Source organism: [Clostridium] cellulosi (assembly GCF_036762875.1).
In the GTDB taxonomy this organism is placed as follows: Bacteria; Bacillota; Clostridia; order Oscillospirales; family Ethanoligenentaceae; genus Ruminiclostridium_D; species Ruminiclostridium_D cellulosi.
This window is the reverse complement of the sequence record NZ_JBAIZF010000026.1, coordinates 51,588-69,937: the sequence shown is the minus strand read 5'-3', so window position 1 is coordinate 69,937 and position 18,350 is coordinate 51,588. Positions and strand designations below refer to the sequence as shown.

The 18,350-nt window shown below is 45.7% G+C and carries 17 protein-coding genes, 8 tRNA genes and 1 pseudogene; 11 read left to right on the top strand and 15 right to left on the bottom strand.

The genetic code is table 11. The features are described from left to right. Nucleotides 1-23 precede the first annotated feature (23 nt). On the top strand, nt 24-1,064 hold the full coding sequence (locus V6C21_RS08165) for an HD-GYP domain-containing protein (protein WP_479268775.1): 1,041 nt from the start codon (nt 24-26) through the stop codon (nt 1,062-1,064). 109 nt (nt 1,065-1,173) lie between these two features. Beyond that, the gene (locus V6C21_RS08160; protein WP_479268774.1) at nt 1,174-2,268 is read left to right on the top strand and encodes a S1C family serine protease; all 1,095 of its coding nucleotides are present in this window, start codon (nt 1,174-1,176) and stop codon (nt 2,266-2,268) included. Between the two features lie 140 nt (nt 2,269-2,408). On the opposite strand, the gene V6C21_RS08155 is transcribed toward V6C21_RS08160, so the two are convergent. From V6C21_RS08155 to V6C21_RS08125, 7 genes are all read right to left on the bottom strand, one after another. Then, complete coding sequence (locus tag V6C21_RS08155) at nt 2,409-3,206, bottom strand: glucose 1-dehydrogenase (protein WP_034843944.1); 798 nt, start codon at nt 3,204-3,206, stop codon at nt 2,409-2,411. Nucleotides 3,207-3,361: 155 nt separating this feature from the next. Next, nucleotides 3,362-3,437, bottom strand: a tRNA-Thr gene (locus V6C21_RS08150). Nucleotides 3,438-3,502: 65 nt separating this feature from the next. Further along, nucleotides 3,503-3,577 (bottom strand) — tRNA-Cys (locus tag V6C21_RS08145). Between the two features lie 51 nt (nt 3,578-3,628). Continuing rightward, a tRNA-Gly gene (locus tag V6C21_RS08140) sits at nt 3,629-3,704 on the bottom strand. Between the two features lie 5 nt (nt 3,705-3,709). Then, a tRNA-Phe gene (locus V6C21_RS08135) sits at nt 3,710-3,785 on the bottom strand. Nucleotides 3,786-3,789: 4 nt separating this feature from the next. Then, a tRNA-Asp gene (locus V6C21_RS08130) sits at nt 3,790-3,866 on the bottom strand. Nucleotides 3,867-3,870: 4 nt separating this feature from the next. Beyond that, nucleotides 3,871-3,946: transfer RNA gene (locus V6C21_RS08125), tRNA-Val, on the bottom strand. 321 nt (nt 3,947-4,267) lie between these two features. On the opposite strand from V6C21_RS08125, the gene V6C21_RS08120 reads away from it, so the two are divergent. Together V6C21_RS08120 and V6C21_RS08115 are read left to right on the top strand one after the other, a co-directional pair. Beyond that, nucleotides 4,268-5,602 (top strand): DUF2142 domain-containing protein, encoded by a 1,335-nt coding sequence (locus V6C21_RS08120; RefSeq protein ID WP_034836621.1) that lies wholly within the window; start codon nt 4,268-4,270, stop codon nt 5,600-5,602. Nucleotides 5,603-5,789: 187 nt separating this feature from the next. Then, nucleotides 5,790-7,061 carry a M14 family metallopeptidase gene (locus tag V6C21_RS08115; protein ID WP_034836624.1) on the top strand — a complete coding sequence of 424 codons (1,272 nt, stop codon included), beginning with the start codon at nt 5,790-5,792 and terminating at the stop codon, nt 7,059-7,061. Here V6C21_RS08115 and V6C21_RS08110 read toward each other — a convergent pair. Then, nucleotides 7,041-8,228, bottom strand: a complete 1,188-nt coding sequence (locus V6C21_RS08110) for an MFS transporter (protein ID WP_479268861.1) — start codon at nt 8,226-8,228, stop codon at nt 7,041-7,043. The two genes, V6C21_RS08115 and V6C21_RS08110, sit on opposite strands and share 21 nt — an antisense overlap. 116 nt (nt 8,229-8,344) lie before the next feature. Continuing rightward, a complete protein-coding gene (locus tag V6C21_RS08105) occupies nt 8,345-9,247 on the bottom strand; it encodes a VanW family protein (RefSeq protein ID WP_051492266.1) in 903 nt (300 codons plus the stop codon). A gap of 116 nt (nt 9,248-9,363) precedes the next feature. Between V6C21_RS08105 and V6C21_RS08100 the strand changes: the two genes are divergently transcribed. Then, the gene (locus V6C21_RS08100; RefSeq protein WP_034836631.1) at nt 9,364-9,777 is read left to right on the top strand and encodes an EamA family transporter; all 414 of its coding nucleotides are present in this window, start codon (nt 9,364-9,366) and stop codon (nt 9,775-9,777) included. Between the two features lie 11 nt (nt 9,778-9,788). On the opposite strand, the gene V6C21_RS08095 is transcribed toward V6C21_RS08100, so the two are convergent. Then, nucleotides 9,789-11,243, bottom strand: coding sequence for an aminotransferase class I/II-fold pyridoxal phosphate-dependent enzyme (locus V6C21_RS08095; RefSeq protein WP_479268773.1), 1,455 nt, complete (start codon nt 11,241-11,243; stop codon nt 9,789-9,791). A 218-nt stretch (nt 11,244-11,461) separates the two neighbouring features. On the opposite strand from V6C21_RS08095, the gene V6C21_RS08090 reads away from it, so the two are divergent. Further along, nucleotides 11,462-12,601 carry a D-alanyl-D-alanine carboxypeptidase family protein gene (locus tag V6C21_RS08090; protein WP_479268772.1) on the top strand — a complete coding sequence of 380 codons (1,140 nt, stop codon included), beginning with the start codon at nt 11,462-11,464 and terminating at the stop codon, nt 12,599-12,601. A 74-nt stretch (nt 12,602-12,675) separates the two neighbouring features. Here the strand turns inward: V6C21_RS08090 and V6C21_RS08085 are convergent, their stop codons facing one another. From V6C21_RS08085 to V6C21_RS08065, 5 genes are all read right to left on the bottom strand, one after another. Further along, nucleotides 12,676-13,458: an ABC transporter permease subunit gene (locus V6C21_RS08085; RefSeq protein ID WP_479268771.1), complete on the bottom strand. Its 783-nt coding sequence runs from the start codon at nt 13,456-13,458 to the stop codon at nt 12,676-12,678. 1 nt (nt 13,459) lies between these two features. Continuing rightward, nucleotides 13,460-14,335 (bottom strand): ABC transporter ATP-binding protein, encoded by an 876-nt coding sequence (locus V6C21_RS08080; RefSeq protein WP_479268770.1) that lies wholly within the window; start codon nt 14,333-14,335, stop codon nt 13,460-13,462. A gap of 21 nt (nt 14,336-14,356) precedes the next feature. Then, entirely contained in the window at nt 14,357-14,962 is a 606-nt protein-coding gene (locus V6C21_RS08075) for a helix-turn-helix domain-containing protein (RefSeq protein WP_034836642.1), read from the bottom strand. Nucleotides 14,963-15,387: 425 nt separating this feature from the next. Next, nucleotides 15,388-15,477: transfer RNA gene (locus V6C21_RS08070), tRNA-Ser, on the bottom strand. Nucleotides 15,478-15,508: 31 nt separating this feature from the next. Continuing rightward, nucleotides 15,509-15,595 (bottom strand) — tRNA-Ser (locus V6C21_RS08065). Nucleotides 15,596-15,952: 357 nt separating this feature from the next. Here V6C21_RS08065 and V6C21_RS08060 point away from each other — a divergent pair. The 5 genes and pseudogenes from V6C21_RS08060 to V6C21_RS08040 form a co-directional block, all read left to right on the top strand. Beyond that, the gene (locus tag V6C21_RS08060; RefSeq protein WP_034836645.1) at nt 15,953-16,816 is read left to right on the top strand and encodes a pyridoxamine kinase; all 864 of its coding nucleotides are present in this window, start codon (nt 15,953-15,955) and stop codon (nt 16,814-16,816) included. Between the two features lie 27 nt (nt 16,817-16,843). Further along, the gene (locus V6C21_RS08055; protein ID WP_051492272.1) at nt 16,844-17,431 is read left to right on the top strand and encodes an ECF transporter S component; all 588 of its coding nucleotides are present in this window, start codon (nt 16,844-16,846) and stop codon (nt 17,429-17,431) included. A 166-nt stretch (nt 17,432-17,597) separates the two neighbouring features. Further along, nucleotides 17,598-17,864, top strand: a complete 267-nt coding sequence (locus V6C21_RS08050) for a spore coat associated protein CotJA (RefSeq protein WP_479268769.1) — start codon at nt 17,598-17,600, stop codon at nt 17,862-17,864. Further along, nucleotides 17,861-18,136, top strand: coding sequence for a spore coat protein CotJB (locus tag V6C21_RS08045; protein ID WP_034836651.1), 276 nt, complete (start codon nt 17,861-17,863; stop codon nt 18,134-18,136). Before V6C21_RS08050 ends, V6C21_RS08045 begins: the two co-directional genes overlap by 4 nt. After that, nucleotides 18,123-18,218 (top strand): annotated as a pseudogene (locus V6C21_RS08040) (manganese catalase family protein); the annotation flags it as partial. The gene V6C21_RS08045 and the pseudogene V6C21_RS08040, both read left to right, overlap by 14 nt. Nucleotides 18,219-18,350: the final 132 nt, after the last annotated feature.

The following is an 18,350-nucleotide window of genomic DNA, read 5'->3' as shown; positions in this document are numbered from 1 at the left end:
AATAATATCGGAGAGTGATATTAATGACAATTGACATAAACATTTTCGAATGCCGCGGCGGTGACATATTGGCGTGTGACATAGTAAATAAAGACGGCGTAAAACTTGTATCCCGCGGCACTACTTTAAATGATTATATTATAGAAAAACTCAAGCAATTTGAAATCAATAATGTCAAAGTAATTTACCCTCCGGAATATATAAAGAAAAACAGGTACAATTACGAAAAGTTCGAATATGGCTACAAGAAATCAATTCAATTAGTTAAGGATATAGTTAATGATTTATCTACCGGCAAGGCCCTCAATATTGATAAGGTTACATCAGCTACAGAACTGATTTATGAACATATCCATCAAAACGATATCTGCATGTTATTAAATTTCCTCGACAGAATTAAAGTAACCGATGAATATACATATCTGCACAGCATTAATGTAGCGTTCTATTGTATGCTGCTTGCAAAATGGATCGACTTGTCTGAATACGAAATAAAAAAAGCCGTTCAGGCTGGGCTTTTGCATGATATCGGCAAATCAAGAATTCCAACCAGTATCCTGAACAAGCCAGCAAAGCTTACCAATGAAGAATTTGAAATAATTAAAAAGCACCCAGTTTACGGTTATGATATCCTCTCCGAGAGTGAATTTAGCGACCTCGATATAAAACGCGCCGTACTTCTCCACCATGAGCGCATAAACTGCTCTGGATATCCCTTCGGCATATCAGGCGAAAAAATCGGCCTTTTGGCGCGTATTGTATCAATTGCGGATGTATACGACGCTATGACTTCCAACAGGGTTTACAAAAAGAAAGTAACACCCTTTACTACATTTGAAATGTTTATAACAGAAGGATATTCTGGGTTTGATGCTTACCTTACAACAGAATTCATAAACCATATGGCCACATACTTAATAGGTTCCTCTGTCAAATTGAATAACGGTGAGAATGGGAAAATAGTATATATACCCCCGAATAATCTTCTTTGCCCGATAGTTTATTCAAACGGTGAATACATCGATATGAAAAAAAGCAATATAAGAATTATTGAAATGATTTAATAACGGGTTGGCCGTTTTTAGGTCAATCCGTTATTTTATGCTGATTTTCCACATAGAATTAGAAAGACCGATTACCTCTTAAAGTGCCGGCATAAGGAGGCTTGTTAGTATGGATACTGCAGCCTGCAAAAATGAAACCAACTTTTCCCCAAAAAACTATAATCAGTTCTATAAAAGATTTAAGACAACGGTTATAGTCATTTCAGCTACAGCAATATTAACTGCCGGCGCTGCAACCGTTCATTATGTAAACGAAAAGCCACTGACTACAGAACAGGTAGCTGAAAGGATATGTCCCTGTATCGTCGGGGTAATTCAGTACAGAAGTGACAGGGTTACTGAATCCGGCGAGGGCAGCGGCATTATTATTTCGTCAGACGGTTATATTGTGACAAATAACCACGTGATTGAAGGCGCAAACAAACTTGAAGTTGTAAATTCAAGCGGCAAAAGATATCAGGCAAAAACCGTGGGGAGAGACTCGCGCACCGACCTCGCGGTTATTAAAATTAACGCGACAGGGCTTCGCACAGCCAAATTCGGTGACTCCAACGCCTGCAAGGTCGGCGAAAAGGTGGTTGCAGTCGGAAACCCGTCTGGGTTAAAACTCGCTGGCTCTGTTACTCAGGGCATACTTTCCGCAATAGACCGTGATATTGACGTGGGAAACGGCCCCATGAATCTATTGCAGACCGACGCCGCGATAAATCCCGGCAATTCCGGCGGGGCACTCGTCAACATGCGCGGCGAGGTTATCGGCATAAATTCCGCAAAGATATCAGGTCAGGGATATGAAGGCATAGGCTTTTCTATCCCGATTTCTTCAGCAAGGCCTATCATCGAAAGCCTTATAAAATACGGCTATGTAAAAGGCCGCGTCAAGTTAGGCCTCAACTGCCGTATGATTGAAGGGGTCACCGCAAAGGCGAATAATCTTCCGGTCGGCGCCTTTGTGGAGTCTGTGGATCCCAAGAGCAGCGCCTCAATGAGCGGCATAAAGGTAGGGGATATCATTACATCTATAAACAACGTTAGAGTAACATCCACACGTGCGCTTTTAACGGAACGCGACAAGCATAAGCCCGGAGATATAGTTACTCTTACCGTATTCCGCCGCAGAACCAGCGGGACCCTCATTTTTAACGTAAGGCTTATGGAGGACAGGGGGTATGCCTCTGAAACTGAGGATACAGCCGGTTGGTAACAGTTGAATCCTATAAAGAGAGGCGGGCGCTTTCCATAGGGCGCCCGCCTCTTTTTATAAGTGGCAAAACAATTTCTGTTCTAAAATTTTGTAAGCTAAAAAAGCAATACTCACTTAAAATTTTGATGACAGCAACTTCACTAAATTACCGTCTTGACCATGCCGCCGTCGACATTTATGGCCTGTCCCGTGATATAATTAGCCCTGTCGGAAGCAAGAAAAACCACCATATCGGCTATTTCTTCCGGTTTGCCATAACGTCCGAGAGGAATATTGGTTTTTGCGTAAAAATCGATTGCTTCATCAATGGGTTTCCCCAGCATTTGGGACAACTGGTCACCCAACTGTCCCGGCGCCTCCCAAAGCGGCGTGCGGATAGGACCGGGGCATACTGAGTTTACTAAAATATTGTCTTTTGCAAGGTAATTCGAAAACTCCTTGCTTATCATGATAATTGCGGCTTTGATTGAGTCATAGTCAAGCAGGCCTCCCGGCTGTTTGCCGAATATCGATGAGATATTGATTATCCGCCCCCACTTTGCCTTTTGCATATGGGGCACAACCGATTTAATAAGCCTTATTGTCGCATAAAGCATGAGGTCCATATTCCGTCTGAATTCTTCCTCCGGCAACTGCATAATATCGCAGAGGCGCCCTGTGCCCGCATTGTTGACCAGGATGTCAACGCGTCCAAACTGCGATACGGTATGATTGATAAAGCTATCCGTTTCCGCCTGCACCGTCACGTCCGCTTTTTCCGCAAGCACCTTAATGCCTTTCTGCTTCAGCTCAGACGCAACCTTTTCAAGGCCTGCCATGTTTATATCGCATATTGCAAGATTTGCACCTTCTGAAGCAAATGCTGTCGCGATGGCCTTTCCTATGCCGCTTGCAGCCCCGGTGACAACGGCAGTACGTCCACGTAATCCGAGTTCCATTTTTAAATCCCCTCATTATCAAATTTTTGCTTTTTTAGAATTCCCTTTTTTAGGCGGATTATTAGGACAGGATCGTTTGGGCAATCATCACATAGGAAGAGACGCACAGGCAGGCAAAATAAAAAACCTGTAATCAAACGATTACAGGTTTTAATTGGAGCTGGTGAGCGGACTTGAACCGCTGGCCTGCTGATTACGAATCAGCTGCTCTACCGACTGAGCTACACCAGCCTAAAGATCTTAAAAATTATAACTGGAGAGCTGCGCAATCAGCGCTGCTCTCCCCTAAATAAGCTTGGAGGCGCCACCCGGAATCGAACCGGGGAATAAAGGTTTTGCAGACCTTGGCCTTACCGCTTGGCTATGGCGCCAAAAATAGTAATATTATTAACGGAATGCTATAAAGCATTCCGTCATAAAAGTGGAGCGGATGACGAGGCTCGAACTCGCTACCTCCACCTTGGCAAGGTGGCGCTCTGCCAGATGAGCTACATCCGCATTATTGGTGCCTCCGGGCGGAATCGAACCACCGACACGGGGATTTTCAGTCCCCTGCTCTACCGACTGAGCTACAGAGGCAAAATGGCGACCCGAAGGGGGCTCGAACCCCTGACCTCTAGCGTGACAGGCTAGCGTTCTAACCAGCTGAACTACCGGGCCAATTTGGTGGGAACAATAGGGCTCGAACCTATGACCCCATGCTTGTAAGGCATGTGCTCTCCCAGCTGAGCTATGCTCCCATTTGTGTTGCGCAGTATTCACGGCGCTTGATTATTTTACTACATCTATAGTACTTTTGTCAACCTTTTGTTCTAAAAAATTTTTTCTTTTTCATCCTCATGTTTTTGGAAATGCAAAACCGTAAATGCCCAACAATCTGCTGCTTAAAAAGCCCGCGCCTGCCCAATAATTAATTAAGGCGCCCCTTTGATGTTGACGGTTAAGACTTTGATATGGCACGTACCGATAAGATTATAGCTTCAGTTTCCCGCCGACGGATTTATAGTAATATTTATTATAATACTGTATAATTGATACTTAGTAAAGCAAAAGGAGTTTTTATGGCAAAAGGAAACGGCACGATAGGAAAAACGAACAGATTCCCTGTTGAAACGGCAGGCATATTTTTTGCGGCCATCCTTGCCGCCGCATTTATCGTTGCATCGCTTATCAGCATTTTCAGCGGCATCAATGCCCACCCCGATGAGCAGGAAACATATAAAGCGATACAGTATTACTATACGCATTGGAATATAGCTGATATCCGCGACCCTCTTGTTTATTTCTCCATATACGGCACAACAAGGATGGCTGAACTCAATCCCTACTACTACATTGCAGGCAAAGTGGGGGCATTGTTTTCATGGGTTCTAAATTACCAGACTGAATTTAGGATTTTCAACCTGCTGCTTTTGGCGTTTATAATAGGCCTTGCCGCCTGCCGCAATAAAAAAGCCCGAATTCTGCTGCCGATGTTGATGCTCACTCCTCAAGCCTGGTACCTTTATTCCTATGGGACATCTGACGCTTGGGACTTATTCCTCTCAATACTTATTCTCTATCAAATCGTAAATCCTGACAGCATGCTCAACAAATATTTGGGTACATCAATCTCAAAAAAGAGCGTTCTTTTCGGGTTATTGGCCTCCCTGCTTTTTGCACTTCAGCTGATGTCTAAGCCGAACTATTTCGTCACCCTTGTCATGGCCTTTATTATCTTACTGATAAGGCTCGTTTCCGACGACAAAATAAACAAGAAAGAATTCTTTATCAAATGCCTTGCCTTGCTTTTATGTACTTTCGCCATTTTTGGCATAAGGAAAGGCGTTGACCTCGCCCAATACGGATTCAACAAAGCGCAGATTGTGCAGGAACTGAAAGAAGAAAAAGCGGATAAGGCATTTAAGCCGTCAACCCCTGTGAACGAAAAGTGGAGCACCATGCAGTTGCATGACAGGAATGTGTCCTTAAAAACCATCCTGACAGAAAAGCAGTTCTTCCAGAAATCCTTTGTATCGTTTATCGGCAGTTACGGGTATCTTCAGTATATGGGCCCGGCTGCTTATATCAATTTAATGCTGTTTCTCTATCTTGCCCTGTATGCGATAATCTTTTATTACTGCGTAAAGTCGAGAAACCGGCGGGTCATTATCGAATTTATTGCTATGAACGCTATTTTGCTGCTGTCGGTTGGGCTTTCAGTTTATAATTCATGGTTTGTCGACTTTCAGCCCCAGGGCAGGTACCTACTGCCTATGCTCATTCCCTTTGCCTACTGCTTTACACTCGACAAACGGATTCTTAAAAACACCGCATTTAACGCAATTATCCTTATAACCGGGTTGATGTCACTGTATTCGTTTATTTTTATCGGCTCGGTCAACCTGATAAAATAACTTGAGCTACTTTTGATTTAATAAAATGGCCGCCCTTTGTACTGCTGTGCTGTAGTATTATCCGGGGCGGCTTTGGTTTTTGACCCGCAAAATCTTGCCGGATTGACCAAAACGTTCTGGTCAGTCCGGTTTTTCACACTCCCCTGCGCTTTTAAATAGTATATAAGTGACAAAGTGAGGGGATAAGATGGAAACACTATTTTTTGGTTCAACCGGCCCCAACGTCAAGCTCATCCAAAGCCTGCTCAACAAGATTGGGTACAACGCCGGCGCCGTCGACGGTATCTTCGGAGCTGCAACTTATGCCGCCATTCAGGCATTCCAGAGAGACTATGGCCTTGTTCCAGACGGTATCGTGGGCCCAGCGACCTGGAATGTGCTTGAACGGTTGCTGCTCGGATATTTTACATATACGATAAGAAATGGCGACACCTTTTACAATCTGGCAAGGCGCTATTTCACGACTCCGACTGCCATTGCCACAGCGAACCCAAACGTCGACCCGAACAACCTTACAGTGGGCAGCAGGATTATAATCCCGTTTGGGTACGACCTTATTTTTACCGACATTGATTATACATACGAAATCATGGAACGCCAGATAAGAGGGCTCAAGGCCCGTTATCCGTTTTTGCAGGTTGGCAGTATCGGCAACAGCGTCATGGGCAAAAATCTATTCTCGATCAGAATAGGCACTGGCCCGAACGAGGTATCCTATAACGCCTCGCACCACGCCAACGAGTGGATAACCACCATGCTGCTTATGAAATTCATTGAGAATTTCTCAAAAGCCTATTCGGTGGGCGGCAGCATCAGGGGCTATAGCACAACCGAGATCTGGAACCGCAGCAGCATATATCTTATACCGATGGTCAATCCCGACGGTGTCAACTTGGTAAACTACTGGCCTGTATATACAAACGACGCCTATACGCAGGCGGCCCAGCTCAACAGAACCGGCCTGCCCCTGCCGCGGGTTTGGAAGGCCAACATAAGAGGGGTGGATCTAAACCTCAACTATCCCGCAGAGTGGGAGAAGGAGCACCAACTGGAGATTGAACAGGGCATAACTGCGCCGGCGCCGCGGGATTTCGGCGGCACTGCACCCCTTACGGAACCAGAATCAAACGCGATGGTCACTTTCACTTCCCAGCACAATTTCCGGCTCGTCATCGCCTATCATACCCAGGGCAAACTAATATTCTACAGGTTCAGCGACTACAATCCCCCGGACGCCGAGAGAATCGCGCAGCTATTTTCAGATGTAAGCGGTTACACAATCTCGGAAAACCCGGGAGAAGCCTCGTATGCCGGGTATAAGGACTGGTTCATCCAGACCTACAACAGGCCTGGGTTTACGATAGAGCTGGGCTCTGGCGTAAACCCGCTGCCGGTTACCCAGTTCCCCGAAATCTATGAAGACAACGAGGAGATTTTACTACTTGGCAGCTTGGTCTGACAGCCTTTCCGCTGGCGTCAGGATAGCGCAGAACGCATAGGCGGCGATAATCGCCGCACTGGATATGAAGATAAACCTGAAACTGAACCGTCGCAGCAGGGTATATGTAAAAACTGCGCCAATGAGCTTTGCAAAACTTGACAGGACATACTGAACGCCGAATATCCTCGCCGTATACCCCTTTTTGCTGTTTTCCAGTATGCAGGTGGTTATCAGCGTGACGCACAGCGAATTGCAGATGCCCTCAACTGCGCCCGCCGCCAGCACAAATATTCTGCTTTGCGTTGCGCTGTAAAAAAGCCATACGGCCGACAGGCAGAATAGCAGAACATTTATCGAGGCAATCTCCTTTTTCCTGAAAAAACTCTTATATCTCATCAAAATAAGCATTGAAACAATATTCATCCCGTAGAGGATGGACAGATAAGCGCCCCAATAGCCGCTGGAAACCTTCATATAATCAAATGCAAAGGAGTAAAAGGCGATATTTACGGCAATTGTGCAGTAGTCAATGACCGCCGCCGTCAAGATAACCTTCCTGAGCAATTTGTTATTAAAGCAGATTCTGAAACTCTCGGCAGCGTCTGATTTCCTGCCGCCGGTTTTAACTGTGCGGTTCTTAAAATATTTCGTTTTGATACATGACAGAAAGGCGGCGGAGAGCAGATAAGACGCCCCAATTGCCAAAAAGGCGGCATTCACACCCAAAAAGCTGATGGCAACCCCGGCAAGAACGGGCGTCAGCAGGTTGACGACGCCGATGCCGCCGCTCAGCAGCGCGTTGCCGGAAACCAAATCGTCTTTTTTAAGAATCATCGCAATAATCTTGTTTTTCGACGGATAGTACAGCGTCTCGATTATACTTAAAATCAGGAGCAGGACTAACGCCGTCACTACAGACTTGCAGAAAATAAACAAGCTAACTGTAAGCCCTCTTGCTACGTCGAAAGCGACCAGCAGCCTTTTTGCCCGGAACTTGTCGCCGATTTTCCCGCCGAAAAGCGAAAAAATTATGCCGGGCAGCGGTGCGCATACAATGCTGAACCCGGTTACAGTGCCGGAGCCTGTAACCTTTATAAGCAGCGATGAAACGGCGATAAGCTGCACTGACGCGCCGAAGTTGAGCAAAACCTGACTTATGAAAAATATAAAGAAATTCCTGTTTATGAACAGCTTGTTTCGGTTATGTATATACTCCGCCCCCTGTTCTGAGGTCTGCGATTATAGCTTTATATAGTTAATCTTATGAAAAAGTTTTAAAAAAAGTATACAAGCGGGTAATATTACCCGCTTATTTCTTTTATATATGGTAACGGGCTATAATAACTTTTTCCCATAGCCTTCTTTACCGTTTTGCCGTCGGGATAAGTCAAGATAATCCACGAGTTGATAACCGCGCCGTCCATACCCTCATGCGTTATTTTCTCCGTATTTGGCGGCAGGTTTGGATTCTTTTTCGTATATACCGGCGCTTTGGTCACACTTATTACTTCATGTTTCCACTCGACCTTAGGCGGCTTTGTTTTTCCGTAAAAACCGATATAAAGGATATTGTCAATGCCCTTCGCCCAGATAAGCACCGGTGAACTTGTGTTGTTCATAAACTTAAAATCCTTGGCTCCGTAATACACCGTCGCGTCCTGACCATAAGGCACATAAGGCACCGGCATGCTGTGGGTATGGCGCTCGACTATCTTAAGATTGGACAAAATCGCCGTATTGAACAGCGTTGAAGCTATTTTGCAGACCCCGCCGCCCACCGTTTCGCTGACCTCTGTGCCTTTATAAGTAGGGCCGCTTTGATATCCTCTTTCCTTTGTATATGGGCCCGCGGTATTGTTCTGGGAAAAAACCTTATTGGGTTCAACAACGCAACCGCAGATATATTTTGCGGCGAGATGAACATTGAATTCCTCGCCGGGCAGCGGGTCGTGGAGCACCGTTTTATAGGCGGCCATCAAAATCGGACAGTCATATTTTTCTTTGGCCGCCAAAAAAGCAGGGTCGTTTTCCCAGGGAACCTCCGTTGTGGGGCCTGACTCCAATGTCTTTTTCATAAATGGGTCAAATTCAGTGTTCTCATTTCCGGAGCTTGTCCCCTTTGACGGTGCAGCGGCGCTTGCGCAACTGAGTACAAAAAGTGTTAGCAGGATAAAAGCTATTGAAGATTTCAAATGCTTTTTCAACTTTCATGCTCCTTCTTTTTTTATCCTGCCATTTATATTTTGCAGTTGTTTTTAATTTAAGCTGATGAAAGTAATCCATAAAAACCAAATTTTTTAAAATCAGAAAGGAATATGCGATGGTTTATATTCTTGCCCTTATCGGGATGGTGTGCTGGGGTGTTTCGCCGCTTTTTGCAAAATGGGGCCTTAAGGATATTGACCCGCTGGCGGGACTTTTCGTTAGGACAGTTTTTACGGCTGTAGTCATATTCATTTGGCTGTGCTTTAAGGGAAATCTCGAAACCCTCCAGACTATACCCGTGAAATCGGTTCTTCTTATCATCACCGAGGCCATTATGGCGACCGTTATCGGCGACCTTGCCTATTTCGCCGCTTTAAAGCGGGGCTCGGCCTCCATAGTCATGCTGATTATGTCCTGTTCCCCGCTCGTCACCATAATCACCTCGGTGTTTCTTCTCGGTGAAAGGCTGACCGTTTCAAACATGATTGGCGCGGCGCTTATTATCATCGGCATAATTATCCTTGTTTAATTACATAAGCATTATTTAATCACCTTTATATACTCAACATTCGGGTCGGACGCGCCCTGAAGCTGGCATTTCTCCGACTTCAAAATCTTTATGTAGTCAATTATCTCCCGCGTTATGCGCTCCCCAAGGCCAATTACAGGAATACCCGGAGGATACGCCATAATCATCTCACCGGAAATTTCGCCCACCGACTCATCAAGCCCGACCGACCTTTTAGGGCTGTAGAACGCTTCCCGTGGCGGGACAATTAAATCCGGGTTCACAGGGATAATCGTATTGTTTTTTATCTCCCGCACATATGTCTTTCTCGCAATATCCTTCAGCGCTGACACAAGGGCGTCAAGGTTAGATTCGCTGTCGCCCAGCGTCACCAGCGCCAGTACATTATACAGATCCGCCATCTCCACCTGAATGTTATATCCTTCGCGCAGTTTCCTCTCCATCTGATACCCGGTGTATCCCAATTTTCTGACGTTTATGCCCAGCTTTGTCTCGTCAAAATCAAAACACCCGGGCGTCCCGATAAGTTCCCTGCCAAAGGCATAAAGCCCCTCTATTTTATTAATCTCTTCGCGCGCGGCGCGCGCCAGGCGCAAAGCTTTGCTTAGCATTTCATTGCCGCGTGTAGCAAGCTGTTTCCTCGCTATGTCAAGGGAACACATCAGTATGTATGACGCGCTGGACGTATATGTCAGGTTCAGGACTTGTCGGACATGCTCACTGTCTATTCTCTTATTTGTGAGAAGGGCCGAGCTCTGGGTCATGGAGCCTGCGGTTTTGTGGAGGCTTACTGCGCTCATGTCCGCGTCGGCTTCCATAGCAGCAAGCGGAAAATCCTCATGGAACGGCATGTGGGCGCCATGGGCCTCGTCGACCAGCACCTTAATCCCGTTCGCATGGGCTGTCCGCACAAGGGCCTTTAAATCCGAGGCCGCGCCGTAATAGGTGGGGTTAATTAAGAACAGCGCCTCGGCGTCGGGATTCTTCTTAATGGCTTCTTTGACCGACGACAATGTGACACCCATGGCGATTCCCAGTTCCTTATTGATCTGGGGCTGAATATAACATGGGATTGCCCCGCTCAGTATAATCCCGCCGATTGTCGACTTGTGGGCGTTGCGCGGTATCAATATCTTTGAGCCGGGCTTGCAAGCCTCAAGTATCATCGCCTGCACCCCGGACGTAGTCCCGTTGACAAGGAAAAACGCGTTGCCCGCCCCATAGGCGTCGGCCATCAGTTTTTCCGCTTCAAGGATAACGCCGGATGGATTGTTGGCATAATCCAGATCGTCCATCCCGTTGGCGTCCATCTGCAGAATCCGGTCTCCTATGTAAGCTGCAAATTCGCGCAGCCCTGCTCCCTGCTTATGCCCGGGCACATGAAACGGTATGACCTTATCATCAACATACTTCTTTACGGCGTCAAAAAGTGGTGTTGAATTCTGATCTAAATTCAATGGAATCATGGACCTTTCAAAAAGTAGTCAAGCCTGCTATTCGACAGCAAATGTCTGTCGGTGAGGCAATAGCAATACATTATATATTTTTTCCTGTTTATTTGTTAATTTTTGTATGATACCCTGATTCCATAAAGCAATTTATATAGAAAATTTTTAAACTCATATTTAAAAACGCAGTGCAAATAATGAAGTTTGCAGCTTAACTTGCAAAGCAGGTGTTTTTTATGTTAAAAAAACTCGCGCTGATGATTGTGTCAGCCATGATTTTTACGATACCTTGCAACGCATATAACTATAAAGCACAAAGCTATGCCCTTATTGAAATGGAAACCGGCAGGATGCTCGACGGAAGAAATATCAATCAACGGCTGCCAATGGCTTCGACCACAAAGATTATGACGGGCATTCTCGCCTGTGAATCGGGCAATCTTGATAAGATATACACTGTACCGGAGGAGGCAACTAAGGTCGAAGGGTCGTCCATGTATCTTATCCCCGGCGAAAAAATAACGCTGCGGGATCTGACATACGGCCTTATGCTGGAATCGGGCAATGACGCGGCGAATACTATTGCAATCTGCCTTTCCGGTTCAGTTGACGCATTCGTCGATAAAATGAACAAAAAGGCCGCGGAGCTAAAGCTTTACAACACCCATTTTGCGACACCTTCCGGATTGGACGGCAAGGACCACTATACAACCTCGCTCGACTTGGTACGGCTCGGCGCCTATGCCATGCATAACCCGGAGTTCAGGAAAATCGTATCGACAACTAAAAAATATGTCACATTAAACGGCGTCAAAGACGGACGGGTTTTATATAACCACAATGCCCTGCTCAGAACCTATGAAGGGGCAATCGGCATAAAAACGGGTTATATCAAAAAAAGCGGCCGGTGCCTTGTCTCATGCGCCCAACGCAACGGCGTAACGCTCATCGCGGCAACGCTGAACTGCCACGACGATCTGGACGAGCACAAGGCATTACTGGATTACGGCTTCAGCGTTTTAAAACCGCGCCCCCTTTTCCCTTGCTGCCCAGAAATCGCTGTGAAAGTCACCGGCGGAACGGCGGATTCAGTAACCTGCAAATACAACACAAACCTGACAGCGGGCTTAAAAGACAGCGAAGTTTCCCGCGTTAAAATGAAAATAAATGTGCCGAAATCTATCGCCGCCCCCGTAAAGGAAGGGCAAAAGCTGGGCGAAATAGTCTTTACCCTTGACGGGGCTTTGCTTGCTAAGACCGACATTACGGCGGGAGAAACCGTTTTGAAACCGGAAAAAAAGCCGGGCGCTTTTGAGCAATTCTTCGCTAACCTAAGTCATTTTATCTTTAGGAAAAAGGCCTGCAAACAGTCATAAAAAATACACTTCACTTATTTAGTGAAGTGTATTTTTATTTTCGCTATTCTGTATGCTATAGCGGTTCCCCGCTTTCAAACATCCTTTCTCGGGTATTTTATGAAAGCGGCAACAATCCCCGCCAATGTAATTATCAAACCGGGCACAAGGTACTTAACTGTGATAGAACCGTTGGATATTATATCGGGGCTGTCGGTATAGCTGAACGGGGTTATGTATTTAAGAAACTCCACATCCTTTGTGATATTGGATAAGAGGTTGAGGAAATATAGAATAATCGCCAAGCCGATACCGATTCCGAGGCCTCCTGCCCTTATAAACGCGGAGATACCGAATGTTACAGCCGCAATCTCGATGTGCATAACAAGATATGCCAAAAACATCAGAAACATTGCCTTTGCGTCTGCCCGCTCACCGACAATCAGCATTGAGACGACCGAAATACAAGCGACAAACAGATTCAGCAGCACTACCTGCGCGATTACGGACAATAGCTTTTCTGCGACTATCCTTGTCCGTGAAAGCGGATGGGTAAGCAGAAATTCGGCAGTACGCTCCTTCTCTTCCTTTGACAGTGCAGAGATTCCCACGATGCCTGCAAAGATAGCGCCGCCCAAACCCAAAACACTGCTGGATTCGGTACCAAAATAACCTATGAATTCGCCGAAATTTATCTTATCCATGCCAAAGGCAGCAGAAAAATCGCCCATATTGGAAAACAAATCGTTGATATCTTCCATCTGAGAGGACATATCGGGGTATATAATCACGCAGATACCAAGCAAAAATGCAATGGCTACCGCCCAGATTATTAAAGAGATTTTGTTCCTTTTCATTTCATGAAGAAAGACTGTCATATTAGTTGCCCTCCTTGGTGTAATAGTGCATAAACACTTCTTCCAGATCTGGGTCGGTGATCGTGATGTCATCAAAGGAAAGCTTTGATAACTCCCGAATCAAGGTATCTGCCTGCCCGCTGTAAAGGAAGTTGACGGAGTTGTTCTCGTATTTTATGTCGCGTACATTCTCCATCTTAGGCAAGGCATTAATTCCCTGCAGCGTGACGCGTTTTACCCCTGTGTGTCCCAGCTTCTCCACGCTGTCAGAAACGAGCAGCCGGCCATCGCGGATAACCGCGGCATGTTTGCAATAGCGCCCAACCTCGGATAGAACATGGGAAGAAAGGAATATCGTCGCGCCCTCCTCGTTGCGTTCTTTCAAGATAGTGTAGAATTCCCTCTGCATCAGTGGGTCAAGGCCGCTGGTGGGTTCATCGAGGATATACAGCCTGGGCCTATGCTGCAAAGCACAAACAATGCCCACTTTTTTGCGGTTCCCGAGGGAGAGCTGGTCAACCTTCACGTTGATATCGAGTTCCAGCCTTTCGCAAAGCCGCTTTGCCTCTTCCGTACAATCCTTCTTTCTCATGCGGGCGGAAAAAGCAAGGATATCCTTTACCCTCATTCCGCTGTAAAACATCGTTTCAGAAGGGAGATACCCGACCTCCGACAGAATCTCAATCTTGTTTTTTACAATATCTTTGCCGAATATTTCAGCGCGTCCGCTTGTAGCATAGATCAGCCCCAACAAAGTGCGGATAGTGGTGCTTTTCCCCGCCCCGTTTGGCCCGATAAACCCAAAGAAATCGCCCTCATCCACCGAAAGCGTAACGTCAATAATGCCTCTCACCTTACCGTAATACTTTGTGAGCTTTTCGGTTTTTATTGCCTTCATACCCTTTCCTCCATTGATTACTCAGTGCGTCAGCCTCTTCTTGCAATAGCTTATTCTCCCGCATTCCGGACATTTCAGACGTCTTTTTGTAATTGTATGCGCCCCCGCGATATAGGCAGCAGCGCTCGGTTTGAATCTCGCCTTGCAGTAACGGCATTCAAATGTGCCTGCGTCCATATCAAGAACACACGCTGTAAAAATCCCGCCGGCAATCACAATTAAGCCGAGGGCAATAAACAGTATCCGCGTCTGTACCGCCATTTCAAACATCCCTGCAACACAAATCAGGGCTATTCCTGCAATAACGGTAATAATACCTACTATCACCGACAGCAAAATTTTCTTCTTGCTTTCTTCTTTCTCTTTTACGAGGTCCATCATATTCTCCTCCGCTTTCTTTTTATAGTCGGAGTCGGTCAATTTTTCACCCGTAAGGAGCTCATTGACATTAATTCCGAGAGTCTCACACAGCGGAAGCATCAGCGAAACTTCCGGCAGCCCATTTCCCCGCTCCCACTTGCTGACCGTCTTATTGCTGATGTTCAGCATGTCGGCAAGCTGCAATTGCGTTAATCCTTTCTCTTTCCTCATTTGGGCTATGAATTTGCCTATTTTAATCTGATCCATGACCGAAACTCCTTTCACAGATGAATAATAGATGATTTGCTTATCTTTTTACACACACGCTCCGCAGATTTGAGGAGACAGGCAGTTCTACGATAAGTGGAATTGATAATCAGCAAAATGCTTTTGCAAATTTATGATATAGAAGCAATGTTTTGATCACGACTTTTAGTATCCCACTGCGCTTATTATAAGTAGATTGTACTATATAATTGCGCCTATTTCTACTCAAAACCCAAGGCCGCCCGCAGGGAGTGACTCTGCGGGCGGCCTTCCTTTGGTAACATATAAAAAGCCCTATTACGAGAAAAGCCTCGGCAATAATCATTCAACCAAAGCATTTGTTTTCTTAAATTAGTATTCAATATGCGGGAAAGCTGTGTAATACAAAAATACGGATGTAAAGCTATAAGCCTTACATCCGTATTTGGCGGAGAAGGAGGGATTTGAACCCTCGCGCCGGTTACCCGACCTACACCCTTAGCAGGGGCGCCTCTTAACCACTTGAGTACTTCTCCATGGTTAATTAAAATCTTTTAAAAACAAATATGGCGGAGAGAGAGGGATTCGAACCCCCGGCCCTTTCGGGTCACTGGTTTTCAAGACCAGCTCCATAAACCACTCGGACATCTCTCCTCATTTGCGACGCTAAATATGATATCATAAACCTTGTATTATTGTCAATAGCGAATAAGTTGAGACTTTAATTTTTTAAAGCAGACATTATAATATAAATGGTCGACTTTTATTATATCTGCGATTTTGCTAAAAATCAACTGGTTTTTTTATCATATTAGTTTAATTTAACATTCAAATTAATGCCTGCCATTATTATGCCAAAAATACATGTGCTACTTATACAACTGCGGGTTGGAAATTTATTGCGCATATCGGCAAAATAACATAACCAAAAGTTCAGGCAGTTTTATCTCCAGTTTGCAGAGTTATTTATCAGTCTCTATAATTTAAATTGTGTTAAAGGGAGAAACTCACATGACAAACCGTTCACCCCGTGTTGCAGCAATCCACGACCTTTCCGGATTCGGCCGGTGCTCACTTGCTGTCATAATTCCAATACTTGCAGCAATGGGAGTGCAGACCTGTCCCGTTCCTACTGCGATATTATCAACCCATACAGGCGGATTCGGATACCCTGAAATCCGGGATTTAACGGACTTTGTAATGCCCTGTCTCGAACATTGGAAAAGGCTCGGCATTGAATTCGACTGTATATACAGCGGCTTTCTCGCAAGTGAACAGCAGGCGTCGCAGGTAGGCTCTTATATCGAAGCATGGCCTAATGCGCTCGCTGTGGTAGACCCCGTCATGGGTGACGACGGCAAGGCTTACCGAACCGTCACACCGCAGATTATTTCACAAATGAGCCGTCTTGTTAAAAAAGCCGACCTGATTACCCCAAACCTGACCGAAGCCTGTATCCTTCTCGGTGAGAACTATACAAACGAAGTGCTCGGGCGGGACAAAGCGCGCAGTATGCTGGTCAGGCTTTCAGAAAAAGGTCCTGCATATGTGGTTATTACCGGCGCTTTCGTTGTACCCGGAAAGATTTCAAATATCGGATATGACCGGGATCACAACGCCTTTTGGCGGGTTGACTGCAATCTCCTACCTATATCATATCCCGGTACAGGTGATATTTTTGCCAGTGTGCTCGTTGGCGGATTGCTTACGGGAGATAGCCTTCCGATAGCTATATCACGGGCGTCGCGTTTTGTAGAAATTGCAGCAGCAACCGCTTATGGCTATAACTGTGACCCGCGGGAAGGTGTCATGATTGAAAAGTCTATCCCCTGGCTCATTGAACAGAATACGATTGTTGGTTATGAGCCACTATAGTGAAATGGGCTTTGAGGAGGGTTTTAATTGGATTCAGTTAATTTAAAAAAGACGCGTTTTATGGTTTTTACCGCGCTGATGGCGGCTTTGTCTTTTGCAGCGACTTATATTCATATCCAGTTCAGCTTGGGTGGTGCAAGCTCCTCGATGGTACATCTCGGCAGTGCCGTCTGCTTTATTGCGGCACTCCTGCTCGGCGACCTTGCCGGCGGTCTTGCCGGCGGCATAGGCATGACACTCTATGACCTGCTTAACGGATACATGATGACTGCGCCCTGGACGCTTGTCATCAAGTTCTTGACTGGTTTTGTCGTCGGAAAAATTGCATGGAGCCGAGGCCGTCGAGGCAATGACCAAAAGACAAACTTTATCGCTTGCCTTGCCGGCGGCGCTGTTTCCCTTGTCGGATATGCCATCTGTGATTTTGTAAATTCCCTTATCAAATTTTATACAGGCAGCGCCCATACCGGCAATGCCATTACATTGGCACTTGTCAAAGTTGGCACCGGTATCGTCGGTTCCCTTGCAACTACATTGATAGCAATTATTATCGCTGTGCCTTTCAATGATTCCATTAAGAAAGCGCTTTCAAAGTCAAAATTGCTGCAGGATTAATAAATTCCCTCCTAATATAATCGGTCAAGCGCGTCCCAAAATCAGGGACGCGCTTATTTTTTATATGAACCTGTCCCTCGCTTGTACATATACTGATAGTGGACACTGCGGTTCCGCTGTGCCCGATACATAGAGTGCGTGCGAAACTGTTGTGTCCGGATTTTTTATGTTTTATATCAGGGTCTTAGGACTCTATCGGCGTGTAATTCTTAAGAAAGGAGTAATTGCATTGATTCCCGACGATGTGTTTAGTCAGATGTATCCATTGCAGCCGGACAGAAGCGCTTTTCCGGCGCAGACACCAATAGGGATGGCATATGTGCCTTTTCAGCAGCTAACTGCTATCTATGACGAAAATACAGGATTCAAAGCCGGCACTATTTTCCCTGACCTTGATAAACCTTGGATTGGCAGTGGAGGTTGTATGAAATGAACGAAAGAGAAATGTTGCTAAAAAAGATAAGCACCGTCAGCTTCGCAATGTTCGACCTGCACCTTTATCTCAACACGCACCCAAATGATACTGAAGCACTGAAACTCCACGATAAATATGCTAAGCAGCGTCAGTTTTTAGTTGATCAGTTTACTTCAAAATTTGGTCCTCTCAACACAAGAGATATAACACCCAGCACACGTTGGCAGTGGATAAACAGTCCGTGGCCGTGGGAGTACACAAAGGAGGCAGACAGCAATGTGGATTTATGAAAAGAAACTTCAATATCCCGTTAAGATATCAAAATGCGACCCCAAGCTTGCGAAGATAATTATTACTCAGTATGGTGGACCTTACTGCTGAATGAGACAGTTTAATTTCAACCGCTCCCAAGTTTGCTGTTGAAACGGACAAGCCTTCGTGAGTAAAAAATCAGGAATTTATTAATCTAATTTAAAACTTTTGCCACTCTCAAATGATTGACTC